At 37.2% G+C, this 19,403-nt stretch carries 19 protein-coding genes; 3 read left to right on the plus strand and 16 right to left on the minus strand.

Going from position 1 to position 19,403, the window contains the following annotated elements; all coding sequences use genetic code 11:
* Positions 1-119 precede the first annotated feature (119 nt).
* The 9 genes from COE25_RS13980 to COE25_RS14020 form a co-directional block, all read right to left on the minus strand.
* Entirely contained in the window at positions 120-2,039 is a 1,920-nt protein-coding gene (locus COE25_RS13980) for a stage V sporulation protein D (protein WP_088086299.1), read from the minus strand.
* Positions 2,040-2,157: 118 nt separating this feature from the next.
* Complete coding sequence (locus COE25_RS13985; RefSeq protein WP_098933049.1) at positions 2,158-4,398, minus strand: penicillin-binding protein; 2,241 nt, start codon at positions 4,396-4,398, stop codon at positions 2,158-2,160.
* A gap of 1 nt (position 4,399) precedes the next feature.
* Positions 4,400-4,753 (minus strand): cell division protein FtsL, encoded by a 354-nt coding sequence (gene ftsL, locus COE25_RS13990; RefSeq protein ID WP_088086297.1) that lies wholly within the window; start codon positions 4,751-4,753, stop codon positions 4,400-4,402.
* Between the two features lie 59 nt (positions 4,754-4,812).
* Positions 4,813-5,745: a 16S rRNA (cytosine(1402)-N(4))-methyltransferase RsmH gene (gene rsmH / locus COE25_RS13995; RefSeq protein ID WP_098933050.1), complete on the minus strand. Its 933-nt coding sequence runs from the start codon at positions 5,743-5,745 to the stop codon at positions 4,813-4,815.
* A gap of 63 nt (positions 5,746-5,808) precedes the next feature.
* Positions 5,809-6,240 carry a division/cell wall cluster transcriptional repressor MraZ gene (gene mraZ, locus COE25_RS14000; protein ID WP_098933051.1) on the minus strand — a complete coding sequence of 144 codons (432 nt, stop codon included), beginning with the start codon at positions 6,238-6,240 and terminating at the stop codon, positions 5,809-5,811.
* 155 nt (positions 6,241-6,395) lie between these two features.
* The gene (gene bshC, locus COE25_RS14005) at positions 6,396-8,030 is read right to left on the minus strand and encodes a bacillithiol biosynthesis cysteine-adding enzyme BshC (RefSeq protein WP_098933052.1); all 1,635 of its coding nucleotides are present in this window, start codon (positions 8,028-8,030) and stop codon (positions 6,396-6,398) included.
* Positions 8,031-8,117: 87 nt separating this feature from the next.
* Entirely contained in the window at positions 8,118-8,513 is a 396-nt protein-coding gene (locus COE25_RS14010; protein ID WP_098933053.1) for a DUF3397 domain-containing protein, read from the minus strand.
* Entirely contained in the window at positions 8,510-9,412 is a 903-nt protein-coding gene (locus tag COE25_RS14015; RefSeq protein WP_098933054.1) for a 2-dehydropantoate 2-reductase, read from the minus strand. Before COE25_RS14015 ends, COE25_RS14010 begins: the two co-directional genes overlap by 4 nt.
* A gap of 117 nt (positions 9,413-9,529) precedes the next feature.
* Positions 9,530-11,053 carry an acyl-CoA carboxylase subunit beta gene (locus tag COE25_RS14020; protein ID WP_098933055.1) on the minus strand — a complete coding sequence of 508 codons (1,524 nt, stop codon included), beginning with the start codon at positions 11,051-11,053 and terminating at the stop codon, positions 9,530-9,532.
* A gap of 227 nt (positions 11,054-11,280) precedes the next feature.
* Here COE25_RS14020 and COE25_RS14025 point away from each other — a divergent pair, with 227 nt between their 5' ends.
* Complete coding sequence (locus COE25_RS14025; protein WP_088086291.1) at positions 11,281-11,757, plus strand: N-acetyltransferase; 477 nt, start codon at positions 11,281-11,283, stop codon at positions 11,755-11,757.
* 35 nt (positions 11,758-11,792) lie between these two features.
* On the opposite strand, the gene COE25_RS14030 is transcribed toward COE25_RS14025, so the two are convergent.
* The 4 genes from COE25_RS14030 to COE25_RS14045 all read right to left on the minus strand — a co-directional run bounded on the left by COE25_RS14030 (position 11,793) and on the right by COE25_RS14045 (position 14,153).
* A complete protein-coding gene (locus tag COE25_RS14030) occupies positions 11,793-12,422 on the minus strand; it encodes an RsfA family transcriptional regulator (RefSeq protein ID WP_098933056.1) in 630 nt (209 codons plus the stop codon).
* An 82-nt stretch (positions 12,423-12,504) separates the two neighbouring features.
* The gene (locus COE25_RS14035; protein ID WP_098933057.1) at positions 12,505-13,266 is read right to left on the minus strand and encodes an enoyl-CoA hydratase/isomerase family protein; all 762 of its coding nucleotides are present in this window, start codon (positions 13,264-13,266) and stop codon (positions 12,505-12,507) included.
* A gap of 102 nt (positions 13,267-13,368) precedes the next feature.
* On the minus strand, positions 13,369-13,542 hold the full coding sequence (gene rpmF, locus COE25_RS14040) for a 50S ribosomal protein L32 (protein WP_026566356.1): 174 nt from the start codon (positions 13,540-13,542) through the stop codon (positions 13,369-13,371).
* 83 nt (positions 13,543-13,625) lie between these two features.
* Complete coding sequence (locus COE25_RS14045; RefSeq protein ID WP_088086288.1) at positions 13,626-14,153, minus strand: YceD family protein; 528 nt, start codon at positions 14,151-14,153, stop codon at positions 13,626-13,628.
* Between the two features lie 233 nt (positions 14,154-14,386).
* Here COE25_RS14045 and COE25_RS14050 point away from each other — a divergent pair, with 233 nt between their 5' ends.
* On the plus strand, positions 14,387-15,607 hold the full coding sequence (locus COE25_RS14050) for a nucleotidyltransferase (RefSeq protein WP_098933058.1): 1,221 nt from the start codon (positions 14,387-14,389) through the stop codon (positions 15,605-15,607).
* 28 nt (positions 15,608-15,635) lie between these two features.
* Here COE25_RS14050 and COE25_RS14055 read toward each other — a convergent pair whose 3' ends face one another.
* Together COE25_RS14055 and COE25_RS14060 are read right to left on the minus strand one after the other, a co-directional pair.
* Complete coding sequence (locus COE25_RS14055; protein WP_098933059.1) at positions 15,636-16,655, minus strand: SepM family pheromone-processing serine protease; 1,020 nt, start codon at positions 16,653-16,655, stop codon at positions 15,636-15,638.
* Between the two features lie 8 nt (positions 16,656-16,663).
* Positions 16,664-17,443 carry a patatin-like phospholipase family protein gene (locus COE25_RS14060; RefSeq protein ID WP_098933060.1) on the minus strand — a complete coding sequence of 260 codons (780 nt, stop codon included), beginning with the start codon at positions 17,441-17,443 and terminating at the stop codon, positions 16,664-16,666.
* A gap of 236 nt (positions 17,444-17,679) precedes the next feature.
* On the opposite strand from COE25_RS14060, the gene ylbJ reads away from it, so the two are divergent.
* Positions 17,680-18,894: a sporulation integral membrane protein YlbJ gene (gene ylbJ, locus COE25_RS14065; RefSeq protein WP_098933061.1), complete on the plus strand. Its 1,215-nt coding sequence runs from the start codon at positions 17,680-17,682 to the stop codon at positions 18,892-18,894.
* Between the two features lie 23 nt (positions 18,895-18,917).
* Here the strand turns inward: ylbJ and coaD are convergent, their stop codons facing one another.
* Positions 18,918-19,403 (minus strand): pantetheine-phosphate adenylyltransferase, encoded by a 486-nt coding sequence (gene coaD / locus COE25_RS14070; protein WP_088086284.1) that lies wholly within the window; start codon positions 19,401-19,403, stop codon positions 18,918-18,920.

The raw sequence follows: 19,403 nt of genomic DNA on the forward strand, positions 1-19,403 counted from the left end.
GTTCCATCTTATTTTACATTAAAATATTTTATTTTGCTATTTAGTTATATACGCTTAAAGAAAAAATTAAGCGGCGGAAAACATTCCGACCGCCCTAACAATAAGAAGTTCAACTCGAGTTATTCTTCTTTACCAAAATAAAGCCTAATTTTTGACCCTTCCTTTACTTTGGTTCCGGCTACTGGAGATTGCCTAATAACCACATCTCCCTCCCCGCTGGCATCTACCTTTAAGTTAATAAGCTGATCCATTAACTCCATTTTTGTTAAACCGGTAAAATCAGGAAGTTTTATTAAAGGAGTATCTGGCCATTTTAGTTCTTTTTCAATTTGATCCTTTCTCGGCTCAACCCCCATTGCTTTCATGCTATCCTTCATAATATTACCTACAATTGGAGCGGTAATGGTTCCCCCAAATGCCGTTACTCCTTTTGGGTTATCAACAGCAACATAAACGACAATCTGTGGGTCATCAGCAGGGGCAAAGCCCATAAAAGAAACAATAAAGTTATTTTCTAAGTATCTGCCGTTTTGTGCTTTTTGTGCAGTCCCTGTTTTACCACCAACACGATAGCCTTCAACAAATGCCCTGCCACCTGTCCCTTGGGCCACTACACTTTCAAGTGCATGGCGGATTTCCTTTGAAGTCTTCTCGGAAATTACTCTTCTTTTTTCAACAGGAGAATTCCTCATTACAATCTCTTGGGTTACAGGATCAATTAACTCTTTCGCAATGAACGGCTTGTATAATATTCCACCATTGACCGCTGCTGACACTGCAGTTACCTGCTGAATCGGTGTTACAGATACTCCTTGTCCAAAAGCAGTTGTTGCCTGTTCAACAGGACCTACTCGGTTCAAATTAAATAAAATCCCTGTTCCTTCACCTTGTAAATCAATTCCAGTTTTCTGCCCAAATCCAAAATCCTTAACATATTTAAAAAGCTTTTCTTTTCCTAGTCGTTCGCCTAATTCAACAAATCCAGGGTTACACGAGTTTTCAACAACCTCTAAAAATGTTTGATCACCATGCCCGCCCCGCTTCCAGCATTTTAACCTTGCACCTGCTACTTGAACCGACCCAGAATCATGGAAATGTTCCTTTTCCAAGTTAACCTTTCCTTCATTCAATGCTGCAGCAAGTGTAATTATTTTAAAAGTTGAACCAGGTTCATAGGTTGACCAAACTGGCAGGTTCCGATTATAGACCTCTTGGGGTACATTCCGGAAATTAGCAGGATCAAAAGTTGGTCTACTCGACATCGCTAAAATTTCACCACTATTTGGGTTCATTGCAATGGCGATAATACCATCTGGGTTGTATTTTGCCTCAGCAATATCTAGTTCTCTTTCGACAATGGTTTGTATCTTTGAATCAATTGTCAGCTTCAAATCGAGACCGTTGATCGGCTGCTCATAATCATCTGCCATATCGTTCATTCTTTCACCTTTAGCATTCGCATAGAACTTAACTGAGCCCCTTTCACCACTTAGCTCTTTATCATAATATTGCTCTAGTCCCATCAACCCCTGGTTGTCCACTCCTGCAAACCCAAGTACATGTGAGAGATAACTCCCCATGGGATAATGACGCTTGGAGTCTTCCCCAATATAGACCCCTTCAAGACCCAGAGATCTGATTTCCTTAGCCTTTTCATGAGAAATTTTTCTGCCTTCCTTAATACGAACAATTCTCTCCCTTAATGTGATATCCCGGTATGCCTTTTCTTTTGACATATTTAAAACGGAAGCCAGCTTTTCCGCGGTTGTTGCTGGGTCCTTTATTTGTCTTGGGACTACCCAAACAGTGGGGGTACTTATATTTGTTGCCAACGGCACCCCATTACGGTCTACAATTTCTCCTCGTTCAGGTTCGAAAGGGATATTACGACTCCAAGAGTCTTTTGCTCCTGCAGTCAACCAATCACCCAAAACAAATTGAACATACCCAAGCCGCACATCAATAATTAAGAAGGTTAGAATACCAACGAATAGAGCAATCATTAATCGTTTACGGACAGTTACATTTGAAACTCGCATATTTTGAACGACCCTCCTTTTTCTATCGTTCATTTATATGCTTGTACTTTTTTTATTAGAACGCAGACAACCGGTAATAAATAAGAGAAAATCCCGCTCTAGTAAGCGGGATTAACGTTTAATCTTGAACTATTTCTTCAATGTTTTCTTCTGATTGGTCTTGGCCATTTGAATTAGCCTGATTTTCTTGAGTCCACTGTTCTTCAGGGGTTTTTAAATCAACTATTAAGAAATCACCGTTTCGCATAATCGTTTTTGGTTTGATATTTTGCTGAGTTACGTAGCCTTGTCCCTTTGAATTTAGTTTTAAGCCAGCTATATTAGCTACTTTCATTACATCTCTAAGTGACCAGCCTGTCATATCTGGGGCTAGTTTATCTCCATTTGTTTGGATGATTACCTTTTCCCCCTCTAAAACAGTCGTTCCAGACTCTGGTAGTTGTCTGACAACTTTTGTTCCTTTGCCTATTACAACGGTTTCAATGTCCTTTGCCTTAAGTTCTTTTTCTGTTGCCTCGACCGACTTCCCGATAAAATCTGATAGTTTATTTAATTGTGCTTTTTGACTCTTAGAAGGTTGGATATTTAAATATTGCAAGCTGTTTTTCATGACAGGATTAAAAATTGCCGAGACAGGAAGGGCACCTAAGCCGGTTCCATCAAGATCAGGCTGCTGAACTGCAACATATACAATCAACTTCGGATCATCCTTAGGTGCCATGCCTAGAAACGAAAACATATAGTTATCTGCCCCTTGTAAATATCCTCCGTTCGGTCCTGGGATATTAGCTGTCCCCGTTTTACCAGCGACACTGTAGCCATCAATTTTGTAACGGCCACCCGTTCCTTTAGGTGAGGTAACCACGGTTTCAAGGATATCACGAACCTGTTTGGCAGTCTCTTTTGATATAGGAGTTGAAACGACCTCAGGAGTGGTTGATTTAATCGTTTCTCCTGTGTCATGATTGACAATTTTTTTGACTACATGCGGCTTTATCATTTTCCCGTCATTAGCTATCGCTGTTGCCGCTTGAATTTGTTGAATCGGTGTAATTGCCGTTCCCTGTCCATATGCAGTTGTAATTTTTTCAATCGGATAAGTAAACTGAATCTTTCCTGAGGTTTCATCGGGAAGATCAATACCCGTAGGTTTATCAAAACCAAATTTTGTTAAATATTCTCTAAACTTTTCAAAACCCAACTTCTCCTTCGCAATCTTAGCAAATGCAACGTTTGATGAACGTTGAACACCTTCAAGATAGGTGATGGTTCCCCAGCCGGAGTAATTATGGTCATGAATTGCTTTATCCTTTTTGGTAACTTGATACGAACCAGATTGATAGGTTTCATTCGGATTAAAAACCTTTTCTTGCACCGCTGCTGCAAGTGTAAATATTTTCATTGTTGATCCAGGTTCAAATGAGGTTTCAATCGCTTCATTATGCCAGCCTTTATCAATTCCTTCTTTTGTTGTTGGATGGAAGGACGGTCGTTGCCCCATCGCTAATATTTCTCCTGTTTTCGGATCGGCTACAATTGCAATAATTTTTTGAGGTTTATATTCCTTATCTACCTTGTTCATTGCATCTTCTAAAAAGGTTTGAATTTTTTGGTCAATGGTCAAATAGACATCATTACCATTTTGAGCAGGAGTAATTTTTTCCTTCTCGTCCGGAAGTATATAGCCCCACAAATCACTCTCAAAATTTAATTTACCATTTTTTCCTGTTAATTCATCATTTAGAATTTTCTCGATTCCCATTTTCCCAATTGATTTAATCGTTTTATCCTTTTGCTCAATCCGGTCTGCATAACCAACTAAATGTGAAGCAAAAACTCCGTTTAGGTAAAAGCGTTTGGACTCACGGAGAAAAGTTATTCCAGGCAACTTTAAATCTTCTATCTTTTTCTTTGTCTGATTAGTAATATCTTTGCCTTCTTTGCCAAACTCAACCTGAAATTTCTTATTTCTTATTCCTGTAGTTAAAATACTATAAATCTCTGACTCATCCATTTCTAAGTATTTAGCTAATTCCTTTGCTGTTTTGTCTGGGTTTTTTACGTGTTGCGGGTTTTTGGGATTCGTCGTCATCTTCTTATCCAAAATAGCGATTAATTTATAGGCATTCGTATCTTCAGCAATTACCCCGCCATTCCGGTCTAAGATATTGCCTCTTAATGCCGCCAAATTCCCTTCCCTGCTATATTTTTCTTGAGCTTTCGCAGCAAGAGGCTGCCCGTCTACTTCTCCAGAGATTTGAATCGAAAAATATCTGAAGAGTAATACAAAAAAGAGCAAGCCAAATAATACAAATAAAATGGCTGCTCCTGCATTCATATATGGTTGTTTCTTGTTCATTTTAATGCACTACCTTGACATTATTTTCATTTTTAATAAGGCCCATTTCCTTGGCCTTTTCATAAATTCGATCGTAGGCACTTAATTCGCTTACCTGAACCTGTAAATCACTATTTACCTTCTGTTGTTCGGACACCTTTGCTTCGATAACCTGGATGTCCTTATTGACCTCGTAAATTTTAGATTGGTTCGAAATAATGTGAATGGCCCCAAAACATACAAATCCAGCAAAGGCTAATCCAATTATTTTTTCTCCTGGAGTAAGCCAGGATTTTTTGATAATTACTTGACCTTTTTTTTGGACTTTCTGCTCTGTTTGTTGCTGCTCTAGATACTTCCTGGCAAGATTACTCAAACGCTTCCCCTCCAGATTTTATTCATTTTCTACCACCAATGCCTAGGTGATGGTATTTTTTATAATTTTTCTGCAATACGGAGCTTTGCAGATCGGGCACGATTGTTTTGTTCTAATTCTTCTTCAGATGGAAGAATTGGTTTCCGTGAGATTAGCTTTAAGATCGGTTTATACTCATCTGGAATGATTGGTAAACCTGGAGGTAAATTAGGGGTTTCACTTGCTTTCTTAAGGGCTGCCTTGCAAATCCTGTCCTCTAGAGAATGAAAGGTAATAACACTTATTCTCCCCTCTGGGTTTAATAAGTCAATTGCCTGATTTATCGACTTTTCAAACACAGCTAATTCATCATTAACAGCAATTCTTACTGCTTGAAAAACTCGCTTGGCAGGATGTCCACCTTTTCTTCTAGCAGGTGCTGGAATAGCATCCTTAATCAATTCAACTAATTCTGCCGTTGTTTCAATTGTTTTTGCAAGTCTTGCCGCTTCAATTTTACGTGCTATTTGTTTAGAGAATTTTTCTTCGCCATAGCGGAAAAAGATGCGGACCAAGTCTTCATATGCCCAATGATTAATCACATCATAGGCAGAAACATCAGCATCATTATCCATCCTCATATCGAGTGGTGCATCATGATGATAGCTAAAACCTCTTTCTGGTGTATCCAATTGTGGTGAGGATACCCCAAGATCGTATAGGACTCCGTCAACTTTAGCAATTCCTCGATCATTAAGCTCTTCTTTTAAATATAAGAAATTGCTTTTAATTATCTCTAATCGGTCTCCATATTGTGCCAACTTCTCTTTAGCATGTGCAATAGCTGTTTCATCCTGGTCAAATGCAAATAGTTTACCGTGGGCTCCGAGTTTTGAAAGGATCAAGGAGCTGTGTCCCGCCCCACCCAAAGTACAATCAACATAAATACCATCTGACTTAATATTTAATCCATCAACAGCTTCCTTTAACAACACAGTTGTATGTTCAAACATGTAGTAACCACCTTTTCCAATCGAACGATATATAACAGAAAATATATTAACATAATTTATCCATTATATATCAAAGCCAATCATATTTTCTGCAATTTCCGCAAAAGATTCTTCAGACTGTGAAAAATAGTCTTCCCAAATCTGTTTGCTCCAAATTTCAATTCGATTGGAAACACCCAAAATTACACATTCTTTTTCTAGCTTTGCATATTGCAATAGTGGTGTTGGGATATTAATTCTTCCTTGCTTATCAAGTTCACTCTCTGTTGCTCCAGAAAAGAAGAAGCGGGTAAAAGCACGGGCATCTTTTTTTGTCAGAGGTAAGCCTTTTAACTTTTCTTCAATAAGCTCCCACTCTGATATGGGGTAACCAAATAAACATTGATCCAATCCACGTGTGATAATAAACATTTCACCAAGCTCATCACGGAATTTGGAGGGCACAATCATGCGGCCTTTATTATCAATGCTGTGATGGTATTCACCCATGAACATACCCATGACCCCCACTTTCTATTAAAAATGTACCACATTCCCCCACTTTCCACCACCTATTTTATAACTATTCGCTTTAATTCTTTATTATCCTGTTTCATTATGTTATTTTTTTACAAAAAAAAGAAAAACTCCACAATGTAAGTGAAGTTTTTCTATATTTTCATGACCTTGTGCCTTCCATCAAATTCGAATCTTCCAGTCATTAAGTCATTAATAAAATTCAATCCATATTGATTTAGATAATAAAATACATTCCAAACCCTCTCTTGCGGAAAACCATCAGGTCTTAAAGCAAGATCAACACGCGCATATTTTTTGATCATATTATCGTGCTTTAATCTCACTGCTTCATCAAGTTTCTTTTTCAAAAAATCGATTTCTTTTAATAAGTAACCTTCGTTTTTCTTAAATAATGGTAAGAGGCCGCGGTCTAACTCAGCTGTTTTTGCTTCAATTTGTTTATATTGCTTTACTAATTGGTCTTTAGTAATTGAAAATAGTGACTCCACTTCTTTGTCTTTTATCGCTTCTAGAAATTGGTGTCTTCCTTTGTCCGTTCCAAAGCTCAAAACCTCTGCTAAATTTAGATGCAATTCTGCAACATCTGTTTCCACCGATCGATCAAGGATGGTAATATTCAAACGGGGAACAATCGGCGGCATCTTCATATCAAAATGCTCAAAAACTAGTTTGAGTTCTGCCCAATATGATATTTCACCTGGCCCTGCAATGAAAGCAACAGTTGGAAAGAGCCATTCCTGCATTAACGGACGCGTCACCACATTATTGCTTAAATTTGCCGGACTCTCCTCAGCTAGCACCACTAATTGTTCTCTCGTAAATGCCAAGGTCCCATTTTTCCCCACAAAACGATCATTTCCTCGATCGTACTCAAGTAGAATCCGTTCACTCATTTTCTGATCATAGTAGAATAGGTTGGCATTTTCTTCACCTGCATCAAGCGTAATTGGAAAACCATTTTTTCCAATTTCCCTTTGTTGCTCCAATAATTTGTTTGTTATCGCTTCATGGTGAAGAATTTGACTTTTTAAAAATTCTTTCTGCAGCAAACGAAACTCTCTGTTACCTGAATCAACAATTAACAACCCATAATCCTTGAACAATTCCATAATAATATTCGCGAAGAAATCGACGAAGGTTGTTGATATGGATATTTGTTCTTTCGCAAATTCTAATAGTGTATTCGTATGCTCTGTCTCACCGAAATTCTCAATTAGATTATTAACCCATGCTAGACAGCTTTCTTTGTTTAACTGAATATCGGAGACCATTTTCTTATTAACTACTCTCTCCGGATAGGTCCATTTATCTACCTTTCGATTAACTGGCACAAACACATGATTAACTTCTTGGAAATCATGATCTTCGCCTGCAATCCAAAATACTGGAACGACTGGTACTCCAAGCTGCTCTTCCTTTTGCTCTGCTAATTTAATAATTGAAATGACTTTATGTATTGAATAAAGCGGCCCTGTGAGGATCCCTGCCTGCTGACCACCAATAACTACGAGGCTATTATTTGTTTTAAGTTTATCTACTGACTTGATAACAGCTTCAGACGATGGAAACTGCTTCATAAAGCTCTCAATGTGTTCAGCAACCTCTATGCGAGGAAATGACCGGTTACTTAGTTCAGAAACCCTTTTGACATCATCGGTTAATTCATTATACCTGTAATGAAAAAAAGGCTCGATTTCAGTAGACTGTTCCAAATAATTCGAAGCAAACCGATTTGTTGCTGGTAAAGAGAGATTTAAAATCTCCATTCATGTACTTCCTTTCTGATCACCCAAATTCATTCTTTTAAGAGTATACCACTACCAACCGGATTTGAAAAAAACTTTGGCTTGAAATCAGTTGGAAAAGGTAAATATTAATGCACGATGAATTAATCCATATAGCGTTAAAGTGATGTATGCAAGGAGAAAGAGGATAAAATTAAAACGCCAAAAACCCTTCATCACTTTTTTCAAAACAATTTCTTCTTTTACCTTCCAATGAACAAATACAAAAATCATCGCAATTAAAAGCATTATTAGTATTATTAACCAAAAAAGTGATTTACCCCAAATAGTAGCGATTAAAAAATGAACGGAAATAATAAATAAAATCGTTGTATAATCAAGTGCCATGTGGACTGATTTTCGCGTATTGTTTGTCACCAGTTTTGTTATAAAAAAAACGATGAATAATCCTAAAAATGGTAAAGTGAAGAAAATAGTTATAATGGAGGATAGAAAAGTAATCAAGAGTTCGCCTCCTTTATCACTTCTTTCCCCTTTATTAAATAATAAAGGTTCTCAACCTGAGGTACGGTCATTTCCTTAAATTGTGCTTCTTCTAAAATATAACCTAAGATTGCATCTACTTCTGTCATTTTGTTCGCTTCAATATCCCTAAGCATGGAGGAGCGGTTTTCGGAGGTGTTTTTACATATATCAATAATTTGTAGTTGATGTACTTCAGCATTTTTCAAATTTAATACCGTAGAAATTTCGGAAAATAAATTTTTCAATACCTGAAAATAGTATTGATTTTTTATTAATTCGCCATTTTTAACCTGAAGAATTGCCGTTAATGGATTAATGACTGCGTTGACAATTAGTTTATTTTGCAGCATTTGAAAGTAATCCTCTTTGAGAACAAGTGGAAATTCGATTGGTGCTGAAAAAATAAATTCACTTAAAAGTGTTGGATCTCCCTTGAAAACAGCAACATTAGTTATACCTTCACCATTATGAGATACAGTATATGAATTTTCTTTAAGGGCTCCGTGCTCCACTGATCCCACATAAATATTAGTAAACGGGATTGTTTCAAGCTGTTTTAAATGCCCCATGCCATTCTGTAAAAATAAAAGATTGTTAGGAATTACTGGTAATTGATTTATTTTCTCAATAATTGGATAAAGTTGATACTGTTTGACCGCGATAATTGTTATATCCTCTACTCCCTTCCACTCTGTAATGGGCAGGGCCTGTACAAAGGATATTGTTTGTTCTCCTTTTTTCTTTAGTACGATTCCATTTTTATTTATCTCAGATGTTTGCTCTGTTGATCTACAGTATATCGTAACCTCAAACACCCTACTAATATAAGCGGCAAATAATAAGCCAATTGATCCAGCACCTATAATTCCAACCCTCATAGTAACCCCTCTTTTTAGTCATCTTTACCCATATTTTATCAGATGCAGTCGATAGTTTGTTAGAAAGATTAGAAAAAATAAGCCCTATTCGACAACCGCCGAATAGGGTCTATTAAATTATACGGGGTAAACCGGATGCTTTCGCACACTGAAATTTAATTCTTTCGTTTCATAGTAAGAATAGCGTTGAATAAGTATATTTCGTAATTCAGACGGAGCGACGATTTCATCGATAATAAGCTCTGAAGCAAGTTTGTAAATGTCGATATGCTCTTTGTATTCATTCTGTTTTTCTTGGACAAAAGCAATTTTTTCTATCGGGTCGGTTATTTCATTAATTTTGTTTGAATAGACCGCATTGACAGCGGCTTCTGGACCCATAACGGCAATTTGCGCGGTCGGAAACGCGATGCAGCAATCAGGTTCAAAAGCGGGACCTGCCATCGCATAAAGACCAGCACCATAAGCTTTCCTAACAATTACCGATATTTTCGGAACAGTGCTTGAGCTCATAGCAGCAATTAATTTTGCCCCATGACGGATAATTCCTGCACGTTCAACCTTTGTTCCAATCATGAAACCAGGTACATCTGCCAAAAATAATAGCGGAATATGAAAAGCATCGCAAAGCTGAATAAATTTTGCAGCTTTATCAGCGGAATCAACAAACAAAACTCCGCCTTTTACTTTTGGCTGATTAGCAATAATACCAATAGCTCTTCCATCGATTCTAGCTAATCCCGTTATCAATTCTGGGGCAAATAATTTTTTAATTTCATAAAAGCTATCTTGGTCCACAAGTTTATCAATACATTCATACATATCAAACGGTGCGTTTTGGTTTTCTGGAATGATCGCTTCTAGTTCCCGGCCTTGTTTCGCTGCTGTGCCTTCAGTCATCTTTGGTTTTTCTTTAAAACTGCTTGGAAAGAAACTGATATACTTTTTAGCTGATTCAATCGCATCTTCCTCACAATAAGTGAGAACATCTCCACAGCCGCTGACAGAACAATGCATCCTGGCGCCGCCCATTTCCTCAAGTGTTACCTTTTCGCCGATAACCTTTTCTGCCATACGTGGTGATCCCAAATACATCGAAGCATTTTGATCAACCATAATTACAATATCGCAAAATGCAGGGATATAAGCCCCACCAGCAGCGGACGGGCCAAACAGAATACATACTTGGGGAATCATCCCGGAAAGCTTCACTTGATTATAAAAAATTTTCCCCGCACCTCGTCGATTTGGAAACATTTCTAATTGATCTGTTATTCTTGCTCCTGCTGAATCGACCAGATAAAATAACGGAACTTTTAATTTTTCCGCTACTTCTTGAATACGGATTATTTTTTCAACCGTTCTTGCTCCCCATGACCCTGCTTTGATTGTTGAATCATTTGCCATGACACAGACAGTCTGACCTTTTATTTTACCAATCGCTGTTACGACACCATCTGCAGGAAGGTCACCTGCCTTAAAATTGGCGAATTTACCATCTTCTTCGTATTTTCCTTCATCAAACAATAATTGAAGACGCTCACGAACAAAGAGCTTTTTTTGTTGTTTAGCCTTCTCATGATATTTTGGTTGTCCGCCGGATTCAATTATTTTACGGTTCTCGTTTAATTGATTATTCAATAATTCTCCTCCTTAAAAAACGTCCGTTAATATGTTTCATCATCATTTTCTAAATCTCCTGCAATCTTTGAAAACGCTATCTGAACTAATTTGAAGAATTTTTTAAGTTTTTGTTATATAATGAAGGTAATTCATTTGAATAATGCAAAATTAATTTCATATCATGTTATTCAGGAACAAATGAATATATACAATATTATGAGGTTTTCATATTTAGGAGGTCGACTATGGCAGTTAAAGTGGAAAGACTAAAAGTAAACTTTAAAACACTAGAAGAGTTCAAAAAGTTTAAAGAATATGGGATTCAAGAATTGTCAATGCTGGAAGATCTTGAAGCAAATATGGTTGATAACAATAGTGACTCACCATTCTACGGAATTTATTTCGGGGACAAACTAGTAGCACGAATGAGTTTATATCAAATTGATGCAAAATTTGACCGCTACTTCTATCCACCGCAAAGTTACTTAGAAATATGGAAGCTCGAGGTATTGCCTGATTATCAAAGTAAGGGGTATGGCAAAGTGCTTGTAGAATTTGCGATGAGCTTTGGTCTCCCGATTAAGACGAATCCTAGAGTTCAATCAAGGAGTTTCTGGGAAAAAATGGACTTTGCCAATGTAGAATACGATATGGAGCGTGACCGTGGAGAAAATCCATTGGTTTGGTATCCTAAAGGCGTCGAACCACAACATAATAATTAAAAAAAATGAAAAAGCGGACATTAGGTCCGCTTTTTCTACTTTTCTACTCTTTCAAGGTTCCCGTTTTTATCCATTTGGAATTTAACCTTTTGTTGTCGGTCCTCATCCTGAAGGACGACCATTTTTCGAGCTCTTTCCATAATTTCAATTAATGATCGATAATCCTCTTCGATTGCCTTTAAATTTTTGGATAATCTTTCATTTTCTGCAGCTAAATAGAATGCCTTCTTTTCCAACTCTTTGATTTTTTCAAAAGACCTCTTCCTGTCTGTTTCAAAATCGGTTGAAACTTGCGCTTTTTGATGAAGACCCTCTAAAAATTGAATAACAGCCGAAAACGTAATTGTGCTGCTTGGCACATTTCCTTTTGGTGAAGGAACGCTTTCTACTTTAACTGCTTCCTGAATAGTCTCTACTTCATTCGAGACTGGCTGCTTTTTCAACTCTTTACGCTGCTTTTTGGCTAGCTCTATTCCTGATTTATATTGTTTTCTAACAAATGAATTCCAGCGAAAGCCACAGGCTGCAGAGGTACGCGTAAGCTGCTTCCCTACTTCTTCAAACGCTTGCAGCTGTGTCCCGCCTTCACGGATGTGCCGTAACACAACTTCAGCAAGCAACAAGTCTTCATCTTGGGACCATGCATCTTGTCGAGTTGGTGACATTAAATCATCCCTCCTAGTGTTTTTATAATACATATGCATCTACTAGAAAAGATAGACTTAATCAAAAGCGGTGTTTTAATCTTTATTCATTGTTTTTGCCTATAAAAGTTTTTACATATTGATGATGGTCATCACTTTCCCAAAGTAAGGAACAATTTCTTACCTCTTCCTCTATTCTTTCACGCAGTTTAGTTTCCTCCCACTTTCTAATCCAAAGCATTTTATAGGATTTCAGCACACTTCGATCATTTGTTAACATTTTCTCAAGGTATACATCACAAGCCTTAAGAGAGTTACCCCTATATAAAGCATCGATAAAACCCATTTCGTTTAAATATGATGCTGTTTGCAGTTCAGCTTCCATTAAAAGCTTCATAGTAACTGAGACTGGGAACTTTTCTGATAAAATTGAACCTCCACCCCAGCCTGTTGTTATCGCTTGCTTGCCTTGTACAAACCCTGCCTTTATACCTTCTCGCGCAATACGAAAGTCGCAAGCAGCTGCAAGTTCGCACCCGCCGCCAATCGCTGTTCCATTTATGAGAGCCATGGTTGGAACTGCTAAGGTTAGCAACGAATAAAGAATATTTGCCATTTTAGAAAGCATTGGGTACGCTTCTTCCTTTGTGTGAAGCTTGTGAAAAACAGATAAATCTCCTCCCGAACAAAAAGCACGGTCGTCTTTTCCGGTAATCACAAGTGCCTTTATATCTGATTCAGAGGCTCTTCTTATCGCTTCAGCTAAGCCTTCCATCACGTCAAAATTAATAGCATTTCTTTTTTCAGTTCTATTAATCGTAAATAATAAATAACCCTTTTCCTGTTTTTCAATCGAATAAGACAATCTATCTCAACCTTTCATTACTTATTTAGAGTATGTATTTTTTTTTAAACGACAAAAGCACAAGGGCTTTAACACCCTTGTGCTTTCTATCTTACCTTAAAATTAGTCGTTCACTACGTCTTTTCCTTTGTATGTTCCGCAAGCTTTACATACGCGGTGTGAAAGTTTCATTTCACCACAGTTTGGGCAGCTTACCATACCAGGTACGTTTAATTTAAAATGAGTACGACGTTTTCTTTTTGCAGTTTTAGAAGTCCTTCTAAAAGGTACAGCCATTCTTCCCACCTCCTTAAAGAGTATTAAGAAAGTAATGAAGGCCAGGAATTCTGGTTCTTCACTTTGCTTCTTAGATTTGTCGATTATGATTCGGAAGAAGAATTGTTTTCGTCAAAAAACTTTGCGAGACCAGCAAGTCTCGGATCCATTTTTTTAGATCGATCTTCCTCATGAACAACTTCCCAATCCTTGCCAGACTGTGGAGCAGCGTCTTCATGATTAACATCGTCACAAAAAACTTGCATTGGAACTTCAAGTAAAAGAATCTCTCGAAGGATTGGCATTACATCAATCACATCGCTATTTACTTGATATGCTTCCTCTTCAGTTTCATAAACTGAACCTTGCAAGAGGAACGTTTCAGTTGTTTCGACATTAATTGGAAGTTTTACATCCACTAAAGTACGAGAACAAGGAAGTATTAAGTAACCTTCGATTTTTAAATGGAATGTCACTTTTGTTGAATCGATATCTCCCCGACCAGTAATATGCATCGGAGAAACTTCTCGGATGGTTGGATCATCTTGTTTGATCTCATCCACACGAACCATCTCATCAATCATAAAATCCTTGTTTCGATATTTTTGTAATTGACTTAATGTCCATTTCAATTGAATCACCCCAAGGCAACAAAGGTAATTATAGCCTTCGATAAATTTTTTGTCAATGTTTTTTCTTTACACCCCGTCAGGTGATTAAAAGCAATCGCTCATATAGGTTTCCTATTCTAGTTTAACCAGATAAGCTATTTGCAAACATCTTTAATATCTTATCATATAATTTGATTGGTTTCCTTAAATTATTGATATAATGTTAGTAGTTTAAAAAAAAAGGGAGAAAATAAATGAAATCTGTTGGTTTAATAGTGGAATACAACCCTTTTCATAATGGACATGCCTTTCATTTACAAGCATCAAAGGAGGCTGCAGAGGCAGATGTTGTCATTGCAGTAATGAGCGGAAACTTTTTACAACGTGGAGAACCGGCACTTGTTTCCAAATGGCAGCGCACCAAGATGGCATTGTTAAATGGGGTAGATATTGTCTTTGAGCTTCCCTATCGCTTCGCTACTCAGAAAGCGGAAACGTTCGCAAACGGTGCTGTGTCAATATTAGATGCAGTCGGCTGCAACTCTCTCTGTTTTGGCAGTGAAAGTGGAGATTTATCCTCCTTCATTCAAACTATCGATTACTTAAAAGAACAACAAAACTCATTTAATGAAAACATCAAATGGCACTTAGATACTGGTGTCAGCTATCCTAAAGCTCTTTCCTTAGCTTTTAAACAATTGCCTGATGCAAATAATTATTTGGATTTAGCAAAACCAAATAATATTCTTGGACTTGAATACATAAAAGCAATCCAACGACAAAAGAGTTCAGTCAGTCCGATGACAATCCCACGAAAAAACGCTGACTATCACGATGAACATTTTGCTTCTGCAACAATTGCAAGTGCGACGAGTATTCGTAAAGCCATTTTTACAGATAACGAAGGCCAAGCAGAAATTGATCAATATGTACCAGAGCAAACAAAACTTTTATTAAAAGAGTATGAACAACAATTTCAGAGATTTCACCAATGGGAAAATTATTGGAGCTACCTTCAATTTCGCTTGATTCATTCTAGCCCAAGTGAACTCAGGGAAATTTATGAGATGGAAGAGGGACTTGAGAATCGACTTCAAGGAGCAGCACTTGTATCTGATAACTTTCACAAATTTATGCAGCAAATTAAAACAAAAAGATATACATGGACAAGACTGCAAAGGTTATGTGTTCATATTTTAACGAACACAAAAAAAGAGGAAATGACGAGACACTCGGAAAAAGCCTCTTATCTTAGACTTTTAGGAATGACCAGTATGGGCAGGGAATATTTAAATAAGAAGAAGTCTCACCTTAGTCTCCCACTTATTTCAAAACTAGCCTCATTTAAAGAAAAAGAAATAAACCTTGATATTAAGGCAGCTCGGATTTATTCTCTAGGGATTCCTTGTCATTTAAAAAACAAAATGCTTCGGCAGGAATTTGAGCAACCGCCTATTTATATACAGGAAAAATAAAAATGATGATGCATACGCACCATCATTTTTATTTTTCCTTTAGCTTTTCTAAATACCTAACTGCGTCGTCAAATGTATCAATTGGAACGATCTTCATTTTGGTTTTTATGTCCCTTGCAGTTTTTACTGCATCCCGGTAATTGGAATTCATTATTCCTTTTTCATTAGGGGCTAAAAAGTACTCCGCCCCCGCCTTGTCAGCAGCTACGATTTTTTGTTCAATTCCTCCAATAGGTCCGACTGTTCCATCCACATCAATCGTCCCAGTACCAGCAATTTGATAGCCCTTAGTTAAGTCTCCTTCTGTTAACTGGTTATAGATTTCTAATGAAAACATGAACCCAGCAGATGGTCCCCCAATTTCATCTGTCTTTACTTTAACCTTTGGATTGACAACTATTTCTTTATCGTCCACTAGAGAAATCCCTATCCCCACCTTTTGAGGATTCTCTTTAAAAGGCTGAAGTTCTAATGTTACAGTCTTTGTACTTTTATTACGCAAGTAGGTTAATTTCACCTTATCCCCAGCTTGTTTTTTGCTTACGTAATCAATAAATTTTTCCGAAGAAGGCAATTGCTGCCCATCCACTTTAAAAATTCGGTCACCTGTGGAAAGCTTTCCTTCCGCAGGCATTTCTGGAATCACCTGCATGACATAGATCCCCTTATATTTATAATTTACAGGCAATCCCGCCTTACGGTAGGCAACTTCTATTGCATTAAGTTTTGAGCCAGCCATCAGATGGAGCTGTCTTGCATTGTATTCTTCCTCTGTTTCTTTTTTATTTAAAATCATATCTAATGGATATAGTTCTTCATAATTTCGTATCTTTGCTTCTAAATAGGAGTAAATATTTGCTCTACCCATTCTAACTGTTGTAAGCATAAAATTACCTTTATCTTTATCGCCGCCATCAACCATAATGATTGGTCCAAGTTCTTTCGCCATTCCAGGTTTTGAAACATAATAAGGCAATGAATAGAACATTCCCCAGATAAAAAAAATGGCAACGATAAGTGCAGAACCTATATATAATTTTTTGCGCATCGCATTTTCTACCCCTTCCACTGTTCAATCACGGTTTTTATTTGCTTTAGATGTTTTTTCGCTTCTTCCTCACCAAGATTAATGATCTCATCAATATTTGTGAAGGCTCGTGAACTATAAATTTCAACAGGGGGTCGAATCATTACATTAGCAGCGATCTCTCTATTGTTAATTATTTCCGCTTGCATAATGTCTATACTCTGCATAATCACATCGTAAATAGAGGTAATTTCTGCGTTCCGTTTCACTCTGGAGACATCTACTGCGATAACTATATCCGCCCCCATCTCTTTAGCCACAGAAACAGGAATACGGTCAGATACACCACCATCTACAAGGATTCTCCCATTATATTTTTCTGGAACAAAAATCCCCGGGATGGAAATACTTGCTCTTACAGCATCAGCAACCGGCCCCGTTTGAAAAACAACCTTTTCTCCTGTCAATAAATCAGTTGTGACGATACCTATTGGAATAGACAAGTCCTCAATGTTTTTTCCATGAGTAAAAACCTTAATAAATTCCTTTACTTTTTTTCCTGAGATAAATCCCATTTTCGGAACAGTAAAATCCAAAAAGTATTTTCTTTTAAAAGCTGTGGATAATTTATATAACCGATCCATGTCAATTCCTGCCCCGTAAAAACTTGCAACCAGCGCCCCCATGCTGCTGCCTGCAATCAGATGAATCGGAATTTCAGCATCTTTCAATGCTTTTATGACTCCTAAATGAGCAAACCCGCGTGCACCACCCGAACCAAGCGCCAAGCCTATTTTAGGGTGCTCCATTACTAAAGACCTCCTATTTAAACCTATTAGATGTTTTTTCTACCGTAACAGACAGGACTTCCCGAAGCCAATCCACAGAAATAAGAAATCTCGTTCAATCTTATGGTCTAAATAAACGTTCTATGAGTATATTTGTTTTATATGAGGACAAGTCAGGATAAGAATATTTCTTATTTTACCATTCAATTAATTGATTGCACAGTTTCATCGATCCCTCTCGGAAGGAGGTTCCTTCATTGTTTCGTTCCAAACTAAAAACTATTTTTTTATCTATATCCGTCACTATTTTAGCTGCCTCCCTTATTTCTTTTCCTCAAGAGTCATTAGACGCTTCTATACGAGGACTAAATATGTGGTGGGAAATTGTCTTTCCATCCCTATTACCTTTTTTTATTGTTTCTGAAATGTTAATTGGCTTTGGGGTTGTCAAATTTATCGGCGTATTATTGGAACCATTAATGAGGCCTCTCTTTAAAGTACCTGGTGTTGGAGGATTCGTTTGGGCGATGGGTATGGCTTCAGGATTCCCTGCAGGAGCAAAGTTTACCGCAAGATTACGTCAGGAAGGCCACTTAACACGAATTGAAGCAGAAAGACTTGTTTCTTTCACAAATTCTTCTAACCCTTTATTTATCTTTGGGGCAGTATCTGTAGGTTTTTTCTATAATCCTCATTTAGGTGTTATTCTTGCATTAGCCCACTATTTAGGAAATATTTGTGTTGGATTAATCATGCGTTTTTATGGGAATGAATCCCCTGACGAAATTAGTAAGAAAAATAAAAAGTTCAAAATCCGATTGGCTTTATCCGCTTTGCATCAAACAAGATTAAAAGATAATCGACCAATTGGTAAACTTCTTGGTGATGCAGTTAATTCTTCTATTCAAACTTTATTAATGGTTGGCGGGTTTATTATTTTATTTTCTGTGATTAACAAATTACTTTATCATTTACATATCACAGCGACACTTGCAAAATCAGTGGAGATCTTGTTATCCTCATTGTCTTTCCCTGAAATGTTAAGCATTCCTTTTATATCTGGTTTATTTGAAATCACATTAGGCAGCCAACTAACGAGTCTGGTTCAAGATGCTACTCTATTACAAAAAGCAATGATTACCAGCTTTATCCTGGCATTTAGTGGATTTAGTGTCCAAGCACAGGTTGCAAGCATCCTGGCACAAACAGATATCCGATTTAAACCATTTTTTATTGCAAGAATCCTTCAAGGTATATTTGCAAGCTTGTTTGCATTGATTTTGTGGAAGCCAGTTTACTTGCGTTTCAATAATCAAGAGCAACCTTCTAACGCATTACCTGTTGGTTTTTTTGAAGACGGTTCATGGGCAGATCATTTTTATCATAAAATGATGGAAGTTGGTCCGCTTATCACCATTCTCTCCCTTTTAGTGTATGTGCTAATTTTGTTTTCCCGCGTAAAAAAACAATAAAAAAGAGCTGACAAAGCTCTTTTTTATTGTTTTTTAAACTTCTTTTGTAATTCTTTTTCAACAATTGGTGGGACGAGCGTTGATATGTTCCCATTATATTTTGCCACTTCTTTTACAATACTGGAGCTTAAGAAGGAATATTGATTATTGGTCATAATAAAAAAGGTCTCGATATCTTCATTTAGCACTCTATTCATCGAAGTGATTTGCATTTCGTACTCAAAATCTGAAACTGCCCGTAATCCACGGATGATAGCATTAGCATTAACAGCCTTTGCATAATCAACAAGTAACCCAGAATGGACATCTACCTTAACATTAGGAAGATCTTTTGTTACAGCCTTGATTAGATTCATTCGCTCTTCAACACTGAATAATGGATTTTTAGATGAATTGTTTAAAACACTCACATAGACAGTATCAAATACTTTGGCACCTCTTCTAATAATATCTAAATGACCATATGTAATTGGATCAAAGCTTCCTGGACAAACGGCTATTCCTGTCAA

The organism is Bacillus sp. AFS031507, assembly GCF_002584635.1.
Lineage (GTDB): Bacteria > Bacillota > Bacilli > Bacillales > Cytobacillaceae > Neobacillus.

Bases quoted from the DNA above. Each gene is read 5' to 3' on its own strand.
- rpmF (WP_026566356.1), bottom strand. From the start codon at position 13,542: ATGGCTGTACCTTTTAGAAGGACTTCTAAAACTGCAAAAAGAAAACGT.
- COE25_RS14050 (WP_098933058.1), top strand. From the start codon at position 14,387: ATGAAATCTGTTGGTTTAATAGTGGAATACAACCCTTTTCATAATGGA.
- COE25_RS13985 (WP_098933049.1), bottom strand. From the start codon at position 4,398: ATGAACAAGAAACAACCATATATGAATGCAGGAGCAGCCATTTTATTT.
- COE25_RS13980 (WP_088086299.1), bottom strand. From the start codon at position 2,039: ATGCGAGTTTCAAATGTAACTGTCCGTAAACGATTAATGATTGCTCTA.
- COE25_RS14015 (WP_098933054.1), bottom strand. From the start codon at position 9,412: ATGAGGGTTGGAATTATAGGTGCTGGATCAATTGGCTTATTATTTGCC.
- COE25_RS14025 (WP_088086291.1), top strand. From the start codon at position 11,281: ATGGCAGTTAAAGTGGAAAGACTAAAAGTAAACTTTAAAACACTAGAA.
- rsmH (WP_098933050.1), bottom strand. From the start codon at position 5,745: ATGTTTGAACATACAACTGTGTTGTTAAAGGAAGCTGTTGATGGATTA.
- COE25_RS14030 (WP_098933056.1), bottom strand. From the start codon at position 12,422: ATGTCACCAACTCGACAAGATGCATGGTCCCAAGATGAAGACTTGTTG.
- COE25_RS14055 (WP_098933059.1), bottom strand. From the start codon at position 16,655: ATGCGCAAAAAATTATATATAGGTTCTGCACTTATCGTTGCCATTTTT.
- COE25_RS14060 (WP_098933060.1), bottom strand. From the start codon at position 17,443: ATGGAGCACCCTAAAATAGGCTTGGCGCTTGGTTCGGGTGGTGCACGC.
- bshC (WP_098933052.1), bottom strand. From the start codon at position 8,030: ATGGAGATTTTAAATCTCTCTTTACCAGCAACAAATCGGTTTGCTTCG.
- mraZ (WP_098933051.1), bottom strand. From the start codon at position 6,240: ATGTTCATGGGTGAATACCATCACAGCATTGATAATAAAGGCCGCATG.